Genomic DNA, 13,291 nt, shown 5'->3' with positions numbered 1-13,291 from the left:
CTCATTAAACGCATTATGAGAGCCAACGGCTTGTCTACAATCGTTAGCCTACGGCTTATAATTTGTTAATGGCATACATAAAAAAACCCTTGTCCGACACCCTCATGGCCGAAAGCAAAGCAGCAAATGCTTTGTTCCTTTCGAAGAAGAACGCGCTGAAACTCACTCAGCGAAAGCTTGCAGAGGCAGCAGGAATCACTCCCGCGTCGGTCAACCAGTACCTAAGGGGTATAAATCCACTGAATGCTCGATTTGCTGCTGTCTTGGCAAAAATGCTGGAGGAGCCGATCGAGAGTTTCAGCCCACGGCTCGCGACTGAAATTTCCGAGATGGCGAACGTAGGCCCTATGACCCAGCCTCGTAGAGAGGCCACCGAGTACCCTCTGATAACTTGGGTTGATGCTGGTCAGGGGATAGAATCGTCTGCCAGCTACCCTACTGGCATCTCTGACGAGTGGCTCAGCTCCACCGAGAGCGCTGGCCCAAAGGGCTACTGGCTGAGGGTCAAGGGCAAGTCGATGACCTCCGATACCCCACCTACATTTCCAGAGGGAACCCCGATATTGATCCGCCCGGAGGGCTTCGATCTCATCAGTGGCAAATTCTATGTCGCCCGCAACACCGTCAGCGGGGAGACTACATTCAAACAGTTTGTGATGGACGCGGGTGTTGGTTACCTGGTGCCGCTTAACCCCAGCTATCAACCAGTTGTGTTGGATGACGGCTGGGAAATTATCGGTCGAGCAATCGACGCAAAGATAACAGGCATGTGAGAGTAATAATCTGATGTTGATCTCCCAGGTACCACGTCATGACTCACCTCACGTACTGGATTTCTGCAGTTCAATAGTCAAGGGCCAGCCCCCCATCGTCGTCCCTCATGAACCGTTGGACGGCGAGCCAATCGGTGAAAGTTTCGACACTGTCCCAAAGCATATCGTTGCTCATAACGGAAAACAGCTTAATGGCTGGGCCATCTGGCAAGTCGCTGATCTTTACATCGAAGCTGAGTTTCACGCTGTTTGGCAAGATACTGATGGGGCATTGATCGACCTCACACCCCACTGGACGACACATGAGTCCATCTTGTTCCTCCCTGAGCCTGGCCGTGAATATGGAAGAAGAAACATTGATGGCGTGAGACGCGCCCTCACGGATGACCTGGACGTGATTAGGTTTCTTCATCTCGCCAAAAAGCGGTTTGATATAATGAACGAGGGAGACTTGGCCTATCAGTTCGGGGATATCGAACTTCCCGCTCGCTCGCTTAGGGAGGTTCGGAAAGTATATAAGGAGATGATGCAGCTTCAGCACAGACTGACAATCCGCTACACGTAGCGTTGGCCCAACAGACCTAGCTTTGTATATAAACGTCTTCACAATCAGTCTCCTTCTCGAACATGGCTTGCATTTACCACTGCCCTTCCTGGAGGGGCGCTGTGTACCACAATGTGGCCCTGTCCGATCTTGAAGTTCTTGATCACCGCGACGCACACGTTCCAGGCTTCACGTGCCACCGCATCGCCAGATTCCACCACGTTGCCCTGGTCGTCGATGATTGCCAGGCGCGCAGGTCGACCATCCGCTGTAGTGAATTTGTAGCCGCTGGTGACATTGGCAGCGATACGGCCGTTTTCCAGGGTGCCTGTCTCTGGGATACCAATCATGGCCGTGTTCCTTGTTCAAGTGGGTCTGTGTATTTGTTTACGATCAGCGCGATGGTGTTTGCGTGCGATGACCGATCAATCTGGGCGCTGTCGATTGCTGACCAGTTTTCGGACCGAATCGCAGCATCGATTTCCACGTTTGCGTTTCTCCAACCAGACACGCTGCGGGAAAGCATCCGTATGTCTTGCTCTGAAAATTCGAGAGTCATAGTCATGCTTCCTCAAGCGGTCACGTAGCCGGCGGTAGTTTTTCGCAGTTCGCCCAGAGCAAGCGCTGCACGAAATAGCTTCATCGCTCGTCGATTCCCGACCCGAGCTGCAGCAGTGAAGTCACGCAGCGATATCGGCGTGCCTGGCTGAGCTTTTCGTGTGATGTCGAGCAACGTCTTCATCAACGCCCCGTCCGGTGATCCGAATAGATCCTGCTGCTCGCCAGATGCTGGATGTTCTGGATCTGTTGTCGTTGTTGTCGTAATCGTTGTCGGTGTCGTCGTCATAGTTGCCGGTGTTGTCGAGGCCGTCCTCTCTGCAGACGAGGGCTCGGACAGGCCGCCAACCCGAAGTGCAGATCCAATCAGAGCGGGCACCGCTTCCAGGGCGATCGCAAATCCGGCGCACAGCAATATCGCTAGAACCTCAGGCAGCCCAACGGATGCAGTCGGCCTAGCACGCAGCTCTGTCAGTTCTACCGACGCACGATCGAGCCGATGTAGCACCTGCTCCCGCTGACCGTCGATCCGTGCCAAGGCAGACGATTCAAGTTCTTGCGCCTTGCTGATGATGCCTCGCTCGCGCAGTTTCCGCGCCTGATCCCCGATTGAGCGAGCGTCTTTGTCCAAGGAATCGAGCTGTCGCAGCCCATCAGACCTTACCGTCTGAAGATCAACTATCCGTTGTTCAGCGAAAGCGGCGTACCGCGCCTGGCCCGAAACGATGGACGTCAGTAGTCGGTCATAGGTAGCCCATGCTGATACCGCTGCCAGTATTAGGGCCGATATGATCATCAGAATGGCATAGCTACGCTTACCGGCTGCCAGCATGCCCAGTGCGATCGGCCAGGCCAGGTACTTGTAGAGATCCAGAAGCACTGCTGCAGTAGCAAAAACTGCAGCCAGAAGTGGGTCAGCAATGAGCGTCGACATAGCGATGCCAACAGACAGAGCAGTGACACTGGAAAGCGCGATAGCAATCGCCAGCAGCAGCCAGCGAATCCGCTGGCAGATGAGGTGCTTAGGCATAGTTCATCCCCTGTTTGATCTGGCGGATCTGGGCATGTGCTGAGCACAACTCATCTCTCAGTCGTCGATTCTCGCTTTGAAGCGATGCGGCGGCAGCTGTCTGGCCTGACCTCCACCCCATCCAGTAAGGCAGAGCCATGGCGATCACCTGGCAAACAGTCAAGCCGCCCAATATCAAGAGGAGCTGAGCAGTCGTCATTGCCACTCCTTGATTTCGCGGACGAACGTGGAGAGCAGTTCATAGGCTTTATGAGGATCCGCGGGCATGAACATCGGAGCAGAGATCCCAGCACCACCCAGCAGGAACCTAAAATACGTCTGCTCTGAATTATCGTTGGCGGCTGTCAGTAAAAGCCGGAGGTCGTGCATTCCCGACTGGGGCAACAGATAGAGTCCACGGTGACTCGTTGCAGCATTACGCAACAGAAACTCAAGATCCCGATCAAAAACAGGCTGGGCCATCCGTTCGTAATGAGCGTTGGCCAACTCTTCAACGAAACCCTCCACTCTTTGAGCCGTGTCGTTCAGGAGCCCAACGGTGAGCGTGTTAACCGTCTCACCCAGCCTGACCTGTACAGCAACGTCAGAGCCGCATTGCTCAATGGTCAAATGGGCAAGGAGAACGCTCGGCGCATAGTTACAGACGAGAGATAGAGGGAAGATGCCGTTTTGTTTGACGTGCTCGGCCAGCTGCGCTCTGGCATCTGAACCGCCCCGGGTTTCTCGGAGACCCTTTTGTTTGAGTCATGCCACCTGGGCAGACTCGGTGAGTTGCTGATAATAGATTGCTTCTGCTTCGACCGGTGGAATATGACCGATTGGCTCCAGCAGGCGGCGGTGATTGAACCAGTCCACCCATTTCAGGGTTTCCAGCTCCACCGCCCCCCGTGTGGGCCAAGAGCGTCGATGAATCACTTCAGCCTTGTAAAGACCATTGATGGTCTCAGCCAAAGCATTGTCGTAAGAGTCACCGACACTCCCGACCGATGGCTCAATACCGGCTTCGACAAGACGCTCGGTATAGCGAATGGACACGTACTGCACGCCACGGTCACTGTGGTGAATGAGTCCACCCTGCTTGACTGGGCGACGGGCGTAAAGGGCTTGCTCCAGTGCATCGAGTACAAAATCGGTACGCGCTGAACTGGACACCTTCCAACCGACGATGAATCGGGCAAAGACATCAATGATGAAGGCCACGTAAACAAAACCCTGCCAGGTACTGACGTAGGTAAAGTCCGATACCCATAGGGCGTTCGGGCACTCAGCCACAAACTGACGGTTGACATGATCCTGCGGGCACGGCCTGGCTTGGTCGCTGACCGTCGTCTTGACGGGCTTGCCGCGTACCACGCCTTGCAGGCCCAGCTCTCCCATCAGACGTTGCACCGTACAGCGGGCGACTTGCAGTCCGTCACGCAGCAATTGTCGCCAGACCTTGCGCACGCCATATACCTGGAAGTGCTCATCCCAGACTCGCTGGATGTGCTCACCCAGTTCCTGGTCACGCTGCGCACGCGCTGACTGCTGGCTGGGGTCAGCCTGCTGAGCAGCGTACCGGTAGTACGTCGACGGGGCGATTGGCAACACCTTGCAAATCGGCTCGACCCCGTAAGACTGGCGGTTTTCATCAATAAACGTCTTCATCGTTTGAATGGGCGGTCGAGCTCCGCCTGGGCAAAATAGGCTGAGGCCTTACGCAAGATCTCGTTAGCTTGACGCAACTGACGGTTCTCACGCTCCAAGAGCTTGACTCGCTCACGTTCGACTGTGCTCAGCCCATCACGCTGGCCGCTGTTGCGCTCAGATTGGCGAACCCACAGCCGTAATGTCTCGGGCGTGCAGCCGATCTTGGGGGCAATGGCACTGATGGTGGCCCACTGCGACTCGTACTCAGGAAGGTGTTCGAAAACCATCCTGATGGCCCGCTCACGGACCTCTGGGGAATACTTCGGTAGTTTTTTCATCGCTCCATCCTCTCAAAGGTTGGAGTCTCCGAGAAACCCGGGGCGGTTCAATCAAACGAAAGGCTGAAAGTTGGGCGAATCATGCGGTAGACCTCCATGGCGATCAGGACAACACAAGAGCTGTCCAAAACTGATGGAGGGTACGTTAGCCTAAGGCTTATTATTCATCAAGCCTAAGGCTAACTAATTTTGCAAATAATTAGGCGGAGGCTGTCTGGCTGGCATGCTGGTTTGTCCATGCCAATCCTACGGAACCACATTCCAGCCGTGTCACCCGCACACTATCCTCAGTGTCCAGCTGGTCAAGCAAGCAATCCCAGTCGTCCAGCTTTTCACTTGATAGCCTGGAGATAATCGTCCGCCTTCGCGCCTGCGCTGCCGAGCTGTTCACCTGGCGATGAATGCGGCGTGCAAGTTGCTGAAATGTTGTATGCGATGGTTGAAGACCGCCGGTATAGACGCTACGAGACATAAAACCTCCTTGCTTATACTGTATATTAAAACAGTATATTGCAGCGACTCGCCAACCTACAAGATCAGTCCCAATCTTCGCTGGCCACCCACTCTCCTGATCGCCTGTTTATCTGCAGCAATCTGTGCTGACCCGTGCGGGAGATCAGTTGCACGTCGATAAACTTGCTCTTGCGGTCTTCGTCCCCCATGCCACGCATGTAAACGACGATCCGCTGAAAGGTGTCCATGACCAACTGGCGCACTTTTTCTCTGGCACTGTAGTCACCAGCGTTGACCAAAGCAGCCAGCTCGCCCCATTGTTCCTGCTGCTCTGGCTTGCCAGATCTTGAAGCTGCCGCCAATTCGTATTCAATGTTGATCACGTTTTTTTCAGCATCGAGCTTCTGGGCTTCCAGCTCGCGAGCTTTGCGTAAGAATGAGATTGGCGCTGGGCCGTCATCATCAGCCATCAGCGCGGCTGTTACTCTTTCAAGCTGCTCCGAAATTTTCTGCACTGTTGCCTGGGCACCTACCAGTTGATGGCGAAGACCTTGGCCCTCGTCACCCACCTGCATCAGCCGTTGCAGGTTGAGTCGGTCAGAACAGAAGTTCAGCAGTGCTTTCTCAATTGGTACGACACTGCAAGACCCACCTGAACCGCAGCCATCATTTTTACTGTAAGACACACACTGCAGGCGCCGGTGGCCATCAGCAAGTGTGCCGTCGGCACGAACGCGGCTCATATAGTTCTGGCCAATCACAGCAGTGCCACAATAGCCGCAATAGGTAAGACCTATACCTGTGATAATCCCAGGGATTTCACCTTTCATTCGACGCCGTAATCTTTGGCCGCTCATGTGCTGCAACTCTGCCCACTCTGTCTCCGACAGGAGGCGCGGGTAGTAACCCTCCAAAACAAACTCTTCGCCATTAATGGTAAGGCTCTTGGCTCCTCGCAGGGCCTTCAGCTTTATCAGGCGATAAATTTGTAGCGCAGTGATACCCACATCGCTATAGCTGAGCCCTTCATCGTGCAGGACACGAATCGCCCTAGCGGCACCCATCCCCTCCAGATACAGCTGCAGGGCTCGACGCACAGTGGCAACCCGCTTAGGAATGAACTCCCAGTCGGTGCCCGTCCATTTGAGCCACTGAGGATCCTTGCCGTTGCGGATCTGCCCCCGATAGGTGCCGGCCTGCCAGGCTTCGCACAATCGCCGGATCGAGGCCTTAACTCGCTTGCTCTTCGTGTCCGATTCTTCGTGAGCGCGAATCATGACCAGGAGTGAATAAACCAGGTCCATCGGTTGAGCCTTCAAACCGGCGCGGTTGTACTCACGGCCATCACTGGCGGTTACAACGGTAATGCCGGCATTGATAATCTGCGCAAGCTGGGCTTGGGCCTGGATCGGTTCTGCACGGCTCAAACGATCCAGGCCTTCTACGACCAGGACAGAACCGGATGCAATACGTCCTTCCTCGATCGCAACTAGGAAAACTCCCAGCGCACCCTGAGTGATGTGGCGTTGGTGATATGCGGACAAACCCTCGTCACGCATGGATAGCGATTCATCGAGAATCAGGCCTTTTTCAGCAGCCCACTTCTGAGCGTACTGTAACTGACGATCGGCACTACTGCCGGTGGACTGTCGAGGGTCTGAGAACCGCAAATAGCTGTATACTCGCGCACCGTTTTTAGCCATTAAAAATAGAAGCCCTGATGAGGATCATCCTATGATGACAGCAAAAGCCCCACGTGTAGGAATGATATCGTTAGGGTGCCCGAAGGCACTCGTTGATTCCGAACGCATCCTGACCCAGCTGCGCATGGAAGGTTACGAAGTCGTTGCGACCTACGAGGATGCCGACGTGGTCGTGGTCAATACCTGCGGCTTCATCGACACCGCCAAGGCCGAGTCGCTGGAAGTGATCGGCGAAGCAATCAAGGAAAACGGCAAGGTCATCGTGACCGGCTGCATGGGCGTTGACGCAAATGTCATTCGCGATGTGCACCCCAGCGTGCTGTCGGTGACCGGCCCGCAGCAGTACGAACAAGTGGTCAACGCAGTGCACGATGTCGTGCCGCCCCGCAAGGACCACAATCCGCTGATCGACCTGGTGCCACCGCAAGGAGTCAAGCTGACCCCGCGCCACTACGCGTATCTGAAAATTTCCGAAGGCTGCAACCATAGCTGCAGCTTCTGCATCATCCCGTCGATGCGCGGCAAGCTGGTCAGCCGTCCGGTTGGCGATGTACTGGATGAGGCCAAGCGTCTGGTCAAATCCGGCGTGAAGGAGCTGCTGGTTATTTCCCAGGACACCAGCGCCTATGGCGTTGACGTCAAATACCGCACCGGGTTCTGGGACGGCCAGCCGGTCAAGACCCGCATGACCGAGCTGTGCCAGGCGCTGGGTTCGATGGGCGTCTGGGTTCGCCTGCATTACGTTTACCCGTACCCGCACGTCGACGAACTGATTCCGCTGATGGCGGCCGGCAAGATCCTGCCGTACCTGGACATCCCGTTCCAGCACGCCAGCCCGAAAATCCTCAAGCTGATGAAGCGGCCAGCCTTTGAAGACAAGACACTGGCACGCATCAAGAACTGGCGCGAGCAGTGTCCTGATCTGATTATCCGCTCGACATTCATCGTCGGCTTTCCCGGTGAGACCGAAGAAGACTTCCAGTACCTGCTGGACTGGCTGACCGAAGCCCAACTGGACCGCGTCGGCTGCTTCCAGTATTCGCCGGTTGAAGGTGCTCCTGCCAATCTGCTGGATGCGGCCATCGTGCCGGATGACGTCAAGCAGGACCGCTGGGATCGCTTCATGGCTCATCAACAGGCAATCAGCGCTGCGCGCCTGCAAATGAAGATCGGCAAGGAAATCGAAGTACTGATCGACGAAGTCGATGATCGTGGCGCCGTAGGCCGCTGCTTCTTCGATGCTCCGGAAATCGACGGCAACGTGTTCATCGGTCTGGAAGAGGGCAGCACCGTTCAGCCAGGCGACAAGATCATGTGCCGCGTTACCGATGCTGACGAATACGACCTGTGGGCCGAGATGCTGTAAGCACAGCCCCTTGCCGTAACCGAAAGCCCTGCCCTTGAACCGGCAGGGCTTTTTCGTCTCTGGCCGTTGTCTATGCAAGACTGGCCGAAAGGAGAACGCGAGATGCGGTTATATACCCCGGACACCAACGATTACCCGGAGATGAGCGAGGTGTGGGAGCGCTCGGTGCGCGCCACCCATGACTTTCTACCGGACGCCTACATCATCAGGCTCAAGGGGTTGCTGACACAGTATCTGGACAGCGTGACGCTGTTCTGCACCCGGGATGAGCAGCTCAACATCACGGGCTTCGCGGGCGTGAACAAAAACCGACTGGATATTCTGTTCATCGACCCGAACCATCGCGGGAAAAAGCTGGGCACGCAGCTGCTGACCCACGCAATCGAGCACTTCGACATCCGTGAACTGGACGTCAACGAGCAGAACACTCAGGCACTGGGGTTTTACCTCCGGCATGGTTTCGACGTTGTCAGCCGTTCTGAAGTCGACGGCTTGGGTCAGCCTTATCCGATGCTCAGAATGCGCCTGACCCGTCGTAACTGACATCGATTACAGCGCAAATGCAATGTTGCCGCGATTAACCAGCGTGAGGCGGTTACAATGGCGCCTTTCCCATCAGTAAACGGCTTTTCTTCATGACAGACCCCATTCGCCTTTCCAAACGCCTTATCGAGCTGGTCGGTTGCTCCCGCCGGGAGGCCGAACTGTTTATCGAGGGTGGCTGGGTTACTGTGGACGGCGTGGTCATCGAAGAGCCGCACTTCAAGGTCAGCACCCAGAAAATCGAGCTCAGCCCGGATGCCAAGGCCGACTCCCCTGAACCGGTCACGATAATCCTGCACAAACCTGCCTCGGCAAGCGCCGAAGAGGCTTTGCAGATGATCACGCCGGGCACGCTCTCGGTCGAGCACAGCTACAGCAAGCGTCCGCTCAAGGGCCACTTCATGCGCCTTGAGGCGATTTCAAGCCTGCAAGCCAATGCCAGCGGCTTGATGGTGTTCAGCCAGGACTGGAAAATCCTGCGCAAGCTCACCGATGACCGCAGCAAGATCGAGCAGGAATACGTGGTGGAAATCTCGGGCGAAATGGTTGCTCATGGCCTGAACCGGCTGAATCACGGCCTGACCTACAAAGGCAAGGAACTGCCCGCCGTAAAGGCCAGCTGGCAGAACGAGAACCGCCTGCGCTTTGCAATGAAAAACCCGCAGCCCGGCATCATTGCCCTGTTGTGTGAAGCCGTTGGCCTGAAGATCGTCGCCATTCGTCGCATCCGCATCGGCGGCGTGTCCATGGGCAAACTGCCCGAAGGCCAGTGGCGCTACATGACGACCAAGGAAAAGTTTTAACTCCCTCGGCACCCGACCTTATTACCGCGCGCATGACCATCGTCACGCGCCGCCATACGACTTATCAGGAAACACGCCTCATGATGAACAACGACGTACTGCGTAGCGTGCGCTACATGCTCGATATCAGCGACAGCAAGGTTGTCGAAATCATCGGTCTGACCGGTTTTGAAGTGTCCAAAAGCGATGTCATCGCTTTCATGAAGAAAGAGGAAGAAGAGGGCTATCTGGATTGCAGCGATGAAATCATGGCGCATTTTCTCGATGGCCTGGTTTACTTCAAACGTGGCAAGGACGAAAGCCGTCCGCCGCAGCCGATTGATCTGCCGATTACCAACAACATTGTTCTGAAGAAACTGCGCGTGGCCTTCGAACTGAAAGAAGACGACATGCATGCCATCCTGAAATCCGCAGAATTTCCGGTTTCCAAGCCAGAGCTGAGCGCACTGTTCCGCAAGGTCGGACACACCAACTACCGCGCCTGTGGCGATCAACTGCTACGCAATTTCCTCAAGGGTCTGACCCTGCGCGTGCGTGGCTGAACCGGTCGGCACCATGAGTTACAACGTCTCCCCTGTCGGCTTCGTACGCTCCTGTTTCAAGGAGAAATTCGCCATCCCCCGCCAGCCACAGCTGGCCCCGGCAGCACGTGGAGTGCTGGAGCTGGTGGCGCCTTTCGATCAGGGTGAGGCTGTTCAAGGGCTGGAAGAGGTCAGTCATGTCTGGCTGCTGTTTCTGTTCCATATGGCGCTGGAAGACAAGCCGCGCCTGAAGGTTCGCCCTCCGCGTCTGGGCGGCAACCAGTCGATGGGGGTATTTGCCACGCGCGCGACGCACCGCCCCAATGGCATCGGCCAGTCGGTGGTCAGGCTGGACAAAGTCGAAGCCGGTCGCCTGTGGCTGTCCGGCATCGACTTGCTGGATGGCACACCAGTGCTGGACATCAAGCCATACGTACCCTACGCCGATGCAATCGCCGAGGCGACCAACCACATCGCCAGCGCTGCGCCGGCCCTGATACCGGTGCAGTGGCAGGACGCCGCCCTGCTGCAGGCTCGCGAACACGCACTACGCCTGAGTGAGCCGCTGGTCGAGCTGATCGAGCAATGCCTGGCGCAGGACCCGCGCCCGGCCTATCAGCTACCGACGCCGGAACGCCGCTACGGCGCTCAATTCTGGGATCTGGACGTACGCTGGCACTACCCGCAGGCCGGTGTGATTTGCGTGCTTGAAGTCCTGCTGGCCTGAAGGGATGCCAGCGACAAATCCCGAGCAATAAAAACCCGCCTGATCCCTTCAGGGACGAGGCGGGTTTTGTAAGGCCAACTTACTTCTCGACGAATGCACGCTCGATCAGATAGTCGCCGGGCTCACGCATGCGTGGCGAAACGGTCAGACCAAAGCTGTTGAGCACTTCGCTGGTCTCGTCGAGCATGCTCGGGCTACCGCACAACATGGCGCGGTCGTCCTGTGGGTTGATCGGTGGCAAGCCGATATCGCTGAACAGTTTGCCACTGCGCATCAGATCGGTCAGGCGACCTTCGTTCTCGAACGGCTCGCGGGTGACAGTCGGGTAGTAGATCAGCTTGTCACGCAGCGCTTCACCAAAGAACTCGTTCTGCGGCAGATGCTCGGTGATGAATTCGCGATAGGCGACTTCGTTCACGTAACGCACGCCGTGGCACAGGATGACTTTCTCAAAACGCTCGTAGGTTTCAGGGTCCTGAATCACGCTCATGAACGGCGCCAGGCCAGTACCCGTGCTCAACAGGTAAAGATGTTTGCCCGGCTTGAGGTCGTCCAGCACCAGCGTACCCGTAGGCTTTTTGCTGATGATGATTTCATCGCCTTCCTTGAGGTGCTGCAACTGCGAGGTCAGGGGACCGTCCGGCACCTTGATGCTGAAAAATTCCAGATGCTCTTCCCAGTTCGGGCTGGCAATCGAGTAGGCGCGCATGAGCGGACGACCGTTTGGCTGCTGCAGACCGATCATGACGAACTGACCGTTCTCGAAACGCAAACCAGGGTCGCGGGTGCACTTGAAACTGAAGAGGGTGTCGTTCCAATGGTGGACGCTGAGGACACGCTCGTGGTTCATGTTGCTCATGTACGTGAAGACTCCTGAAAAAATAGTGCGCGCAGAAGCATTGCGCTATTGCGCGACATTCTAGTGGCAGACACAATATCTGTTAAATGAATTATCAAGATATAGGTTATCGGTTATATAGATATGCGATTTACTCTCCGCCAGCTCCAAGTGTTCGTTGCCGTCGCCCGGCAGGAAAGCGTCTCCAAAGCAGCCGTGCTGCTTTCGCTTTCGCAGTCGGCTGCCAGCACCTCCATCACCGAGCTGGAGCGCCAATCGAGCTGCCAGCTGTTTGACCGCGCCGGCAAGCGGCTAAGCCTTAATGCCACGGGCAGGCAATTACTGCCGCAGGCCGTCGCTCTGCTGGATCAGGCAAAGGAAATCGAAGACCTGCTGAACGGTAAATCAGGCTTTGGCTCGCTGGCAGTCGGGGCCACACTGACGATTGGCAATTATCTGGCGACCCTGCTGATCGGCGGCTACATGCAGCGTCACCCGGAAAGCCAGGTCAAACTGCACGTCCAGAACACCGCGCATATCGTGCAACAGGTTGCCCACTACGAGATTGATCTGGGCTTGATCGAAGGCGATTGCAGCCACCCGGACATCGAAGTGCAGTCCTGGGTCGAAGACGAACTTGTGGTGTTCTGTGCTCCACAGCATCCACTGGCCAAACGCGCCCATGTAACGCTGGAAGAACTGACCCATGAAGCCTGGATACTGCGAGAACAAGGTTCAGGCACGCGTTTGACGTTCGATCAGGCCATGCGTCACCACCGCAACGGGCTGAATGTCCGACTGGAGCTGGAACACACCGAAGCCATCAAGCGGGCAGTGGAATCCGGACTGGGCATTGGCTGCATTTCCAGACTGGCGCTACGCGACTCGTTTCGTCGCGGCAACCTGGTGGAATTGGCCACGCCTGAGCTGGATCTGGCGCGTCAGTTCTATTTCATCTGGCACAAACAGAAATATCAGACGTCAGCCATGCGCGAATTCCTCGAACTGTGCCGCGCGTTCACCGCCGGAGTGAAGCGCAGCGACGAGATCGTGCTGCCAAGCCTGTATTGAACAAGCCCTAACCCAGCAGCACAATGCCCCACACCAGAGCGATCATGCTCAAGGCGATGAACTGGGCAGCGCTGCCCATGTCCTTGGCGTTCTTGGACAACGGGTGCAGGTCCAGAGAGATTCGGTCGATGGCAGCCTCTACAGCTGAGTTGAGCAATTCTACAATCAGGGCCAGCAGGCAAACGGCGACCAGCAAGGCATGCTCGGCCTTGCTGACGTGCAGGAAAAACGATAGCGGGACCAACACTACGTTAAGCAGTACCAGCTGGCGGAAAGCGGCTTCACCTTTGAAAGCAGCTGACAGACCGTCCAGAGAATAGCCTGCGGCATTGAGGATACGTTTTAGACCGGTTTGGCCTTTGAAGGGCGACATAGAGAGGCTGCTGTGTAAAAA

General features: G+C 56.2%; 17 protein-coding genes and 1 other annotated feature. Of the genes, 7 read left to right on the top strand and 10 right to left on the bottom strand.

Translation table 11 applies throughout. The features are described from left to right. Window positions 1-104: 104 nt before the first annotated feature. Window positions 105-773, top strand: coding sequence for an XRE family transcriptional regulator (locus tag AC4ANE_RS08160; protein WP_226992647.1), 669 nt, complete (start codon window positions 105-107; stop codon window positions 771-773). 70 nt (window positions 774-843) lie between these two features. Here AC4ANE_RS08160 and AC4ANE_RS08155 read toward each other — a convergent pair whose 3' ends face one another. The 8 genes from AC4ANE_RS08155 to AC4ANE_RS08120 all read right to left on the bottom strand — a co-directional run bounded on the left by AC4ANE_RS08155 (window position 844) and on the right by AC4ANE_RS08120 (window position 7,028). Next, window positions 844-1,380 (bottom strand): hypothetical protein, encoded by a 537-nt coding sequence (locus AC4ANE_RS08155; RefSeq protein ID WP_460408792.1) that lies wholly within the window; start codon window positions 1,378-1,380, stop codon window positions 844-846. A gap of 2 nt (window positions 1,381-1,382) precedes the next feature. Then, window positions 1,383-1,667, bottom strand: a complete 285-nt coding sequence (locus AC4ANE_RS08150; RefSeq protein WP_460408791.1) for a hypothetical protein — start codon at window positions 1,665-1,667, stop codon at window positions 1,383-1,385. A gap of 221 nt (window positions 1,668-1,888) precedes the next feature. Further along, the gene (locus AC4ANE_RS08145; RefSeq protein WP_460408790.1) at window positions 1,889-2,905 is read right to left on the bottom strand and encodes a TolC family protein; all 1,017 of its coding nucleotides are present in this window, start codon (window positions 2,903-2,905) and stop codon (window positions 1,889-1,891) included. Continuing rightward, window positions 2,898-3,104: a hypothetical protein gene (locus tag AC4ANE_RS08140; protein ID WP_011104831.1), complete on the bottom strand. Its 207-nt coding sequence runs from the start codon at window positions 3,102-3,104 to the stop codon at window positions 2,898-2,900. The genes AC4ANE_RS08145 and AC4ANE_RS08140 overlap by 8 nt, the downstream gene beginning before the upstream one ends. Further along, window positions 3,101-3,514, bottom strand: coding sequence for a hypothetical protein (locus tag AC4ANE_RS08135; protein ID WP_460408789.1), 414 nt, complete (start codon window positions 3,512-3,514; stop codon window positions 3,101-3,103). The genes AC4ANE_RS08140 and AC4ANE_RS08135 overlap by 4 nt, the downstream gene beginning before the upstream one ends. Before the next feature lie 135 nt (window positions 3,515-3,649). Continuing rightward, window positions 3,650-4,872, bottom strand: a protein-coding gene (locus AC4ANE_RS08130; protein WP_095178853.1) for an IS3-like element IS51 family transposase whose coding sequence is annotated in 2 segments (ribosomal slippage) — window positions 3,650-4,587 and window positions 4,587-4,872 — 1,224 coding nt in all. Because the reading frame shifts where the segments join, the coding sequence is not laid out codon by codon here. Beyond that, window positions 4,478-4,594, bottom strand: a sequence feature (AL1L pseudoknot). It overlaps the preceding gene by 117 nt. A 199-nt stretch (window positions 4,873-5,071) precedes the next feature. Then, window positions 5,072-5,344, bottom strand: coding sequence for a DUF1654 domain-containing protein (locus tag AC4ANE_RS08125; RefSeq protein ID WP_460408788.1), 273 nt, complete (start codon window positions 5,342-5,344; stop codon window positions 5,072-5,074). Window positions 5,345-5,408: 64 nt separating this feature from the next. Further along, a complete protein-coding gene (locus tag AC4ANE_RS08120; RefSeq protein WP_460408787.1) occupies window positions 5,409-7,028 on the bottom strand; it encodes a recombinase family protein in 1,620 nt (539 codons plus the stop codon). 34 nt (window positions 7,029-7,062) lie between these two features. Here AC4ANE_RS08120 and rimO point away from each other — a divergent pair, with 34 nt between their 5' ends. The 5 genes from rimO to tsaA all read left to right on the top strand — a co-directional run bounded on the left by rimO (window position 7,063) and on the right by tsaA (window position 10,988). Then, entirely contained in the window at window positions 7,063-8,394 is a 1,332-nt protein-coding gene (gene rimO / locus AC4ANE_RS08115; protein ID WP_005743457.1) for a 30S ribosomal protein S12 methylthiotransferase RimO, read from the top strand. A gap of 102 nt (window positions 8,395-8,496) precedes the next feature. After that, window positions 8,497-8,937: a GNAT family N-acetyltransferase gene (locus tag AC4ANE_RS08110; RefSeq protein WP_002554676.1), complete on the top strand. Its 441-nt coding sequence runs from the start codon at window positions 8,497-8,499 to the stop codon at window positions 8,935-8,937. Window positions 8,938-9,029: 92 nt separating this feature from the next. After that, a complete protein-coding gene (locus AC4ANE_RS08105) occupies window positions 9,030-9,740 on the top strand; it encodes an rRNA pseudouridine synthase (protein ID WP_002554677.1) in 711 nt (236 codons plus the stop codon). A gap of 80 nt (window positions 9,741-9,820) precedes the next feature. Further along, entirely contained in the window at window positions 9,821-10,282 is a 462-nt protein-coding gene (locus AC4ANE_RS08100; protein WP_002554678.1) for a YehS family protein, read from the top strand. Window positions 10,283-10,295: 13 nt separating this feature from the next. Continuing rightward, window positions 10,296-10,988 (top strand): tRNA (N6-threonylcarbamoyladenosine(37)-N6)-methyltransferase TrmO, encoded by a 693-nt coding sequence (tsaA, locus tag AC4ANE_RS08095; RefSeq protein WP_002554679.1) that lies wholly within the window; start codon window positions 10,296-10,298, stop codon window positions 10,986-10,988. Window positions 10,989-11,067: 79 nt separating this feature from the next. On the opposite strand, the gene fpr is transcribed toward tsaA, so the two are convergent. Then, on the bottom strand, window positions 11,068-11,847 hold the full coding sequence (gene fpr / locus AC4ANE_RS08090) for a ferredoxin-NADP reductase (RefSeq protein ID WP_002554680.1): 780 nt from the start codon (window positions 11,845-11,847) through the stop codon (window positions 11,068-11,070). A gap of 123 nt (window positions 11,848-11,970) precedes the next feature. Between fpr and AC4ANE_RS08085 the strand changes: the two genes are divergently transcribed. Further along, window positions 11,971-12,897 carry a LysR family transcriptional regulator gene (locus AC4ANE_RS08085; protein WP_002554681.1) on the top strand — a complete coding sequence of 309 codons (927 nt, stop codon included), beginning with the start codon at window positions 11,971-11,973 and terminating at the stop codon, window positions 12,895-12,897. Between the two features lie 7 nt (window positions 12,898-12,904). Here AC4ANE_RS08085 and AC4ANE_RS08080 read toward each other — a convergent pair whose 3' ends face one another. Continuing rightward, window positions 12,905-13,270 (bottom strand): diacylglycerol kinase, encoded by a 366-nt coding sequence (locus AC4ANE_RS08080; RefSeq protein WP_002554682.1) that lies wholly within the window; start codon window positions 13,268-13,270, stop codon window positions 12,905-12,907. Between the last annotated feature and the right edge of the window lie 21 nt (window positions 13,271-13,291).

Source organism: Pseudomonas sp. Pme6b (genome assembly GCF_058129925.1).
The sequence above is the reverse complement of the archived record's forward strand: the minus strand, read 5'-3'. Positions and strand labels throughout refer to the sequence as shown.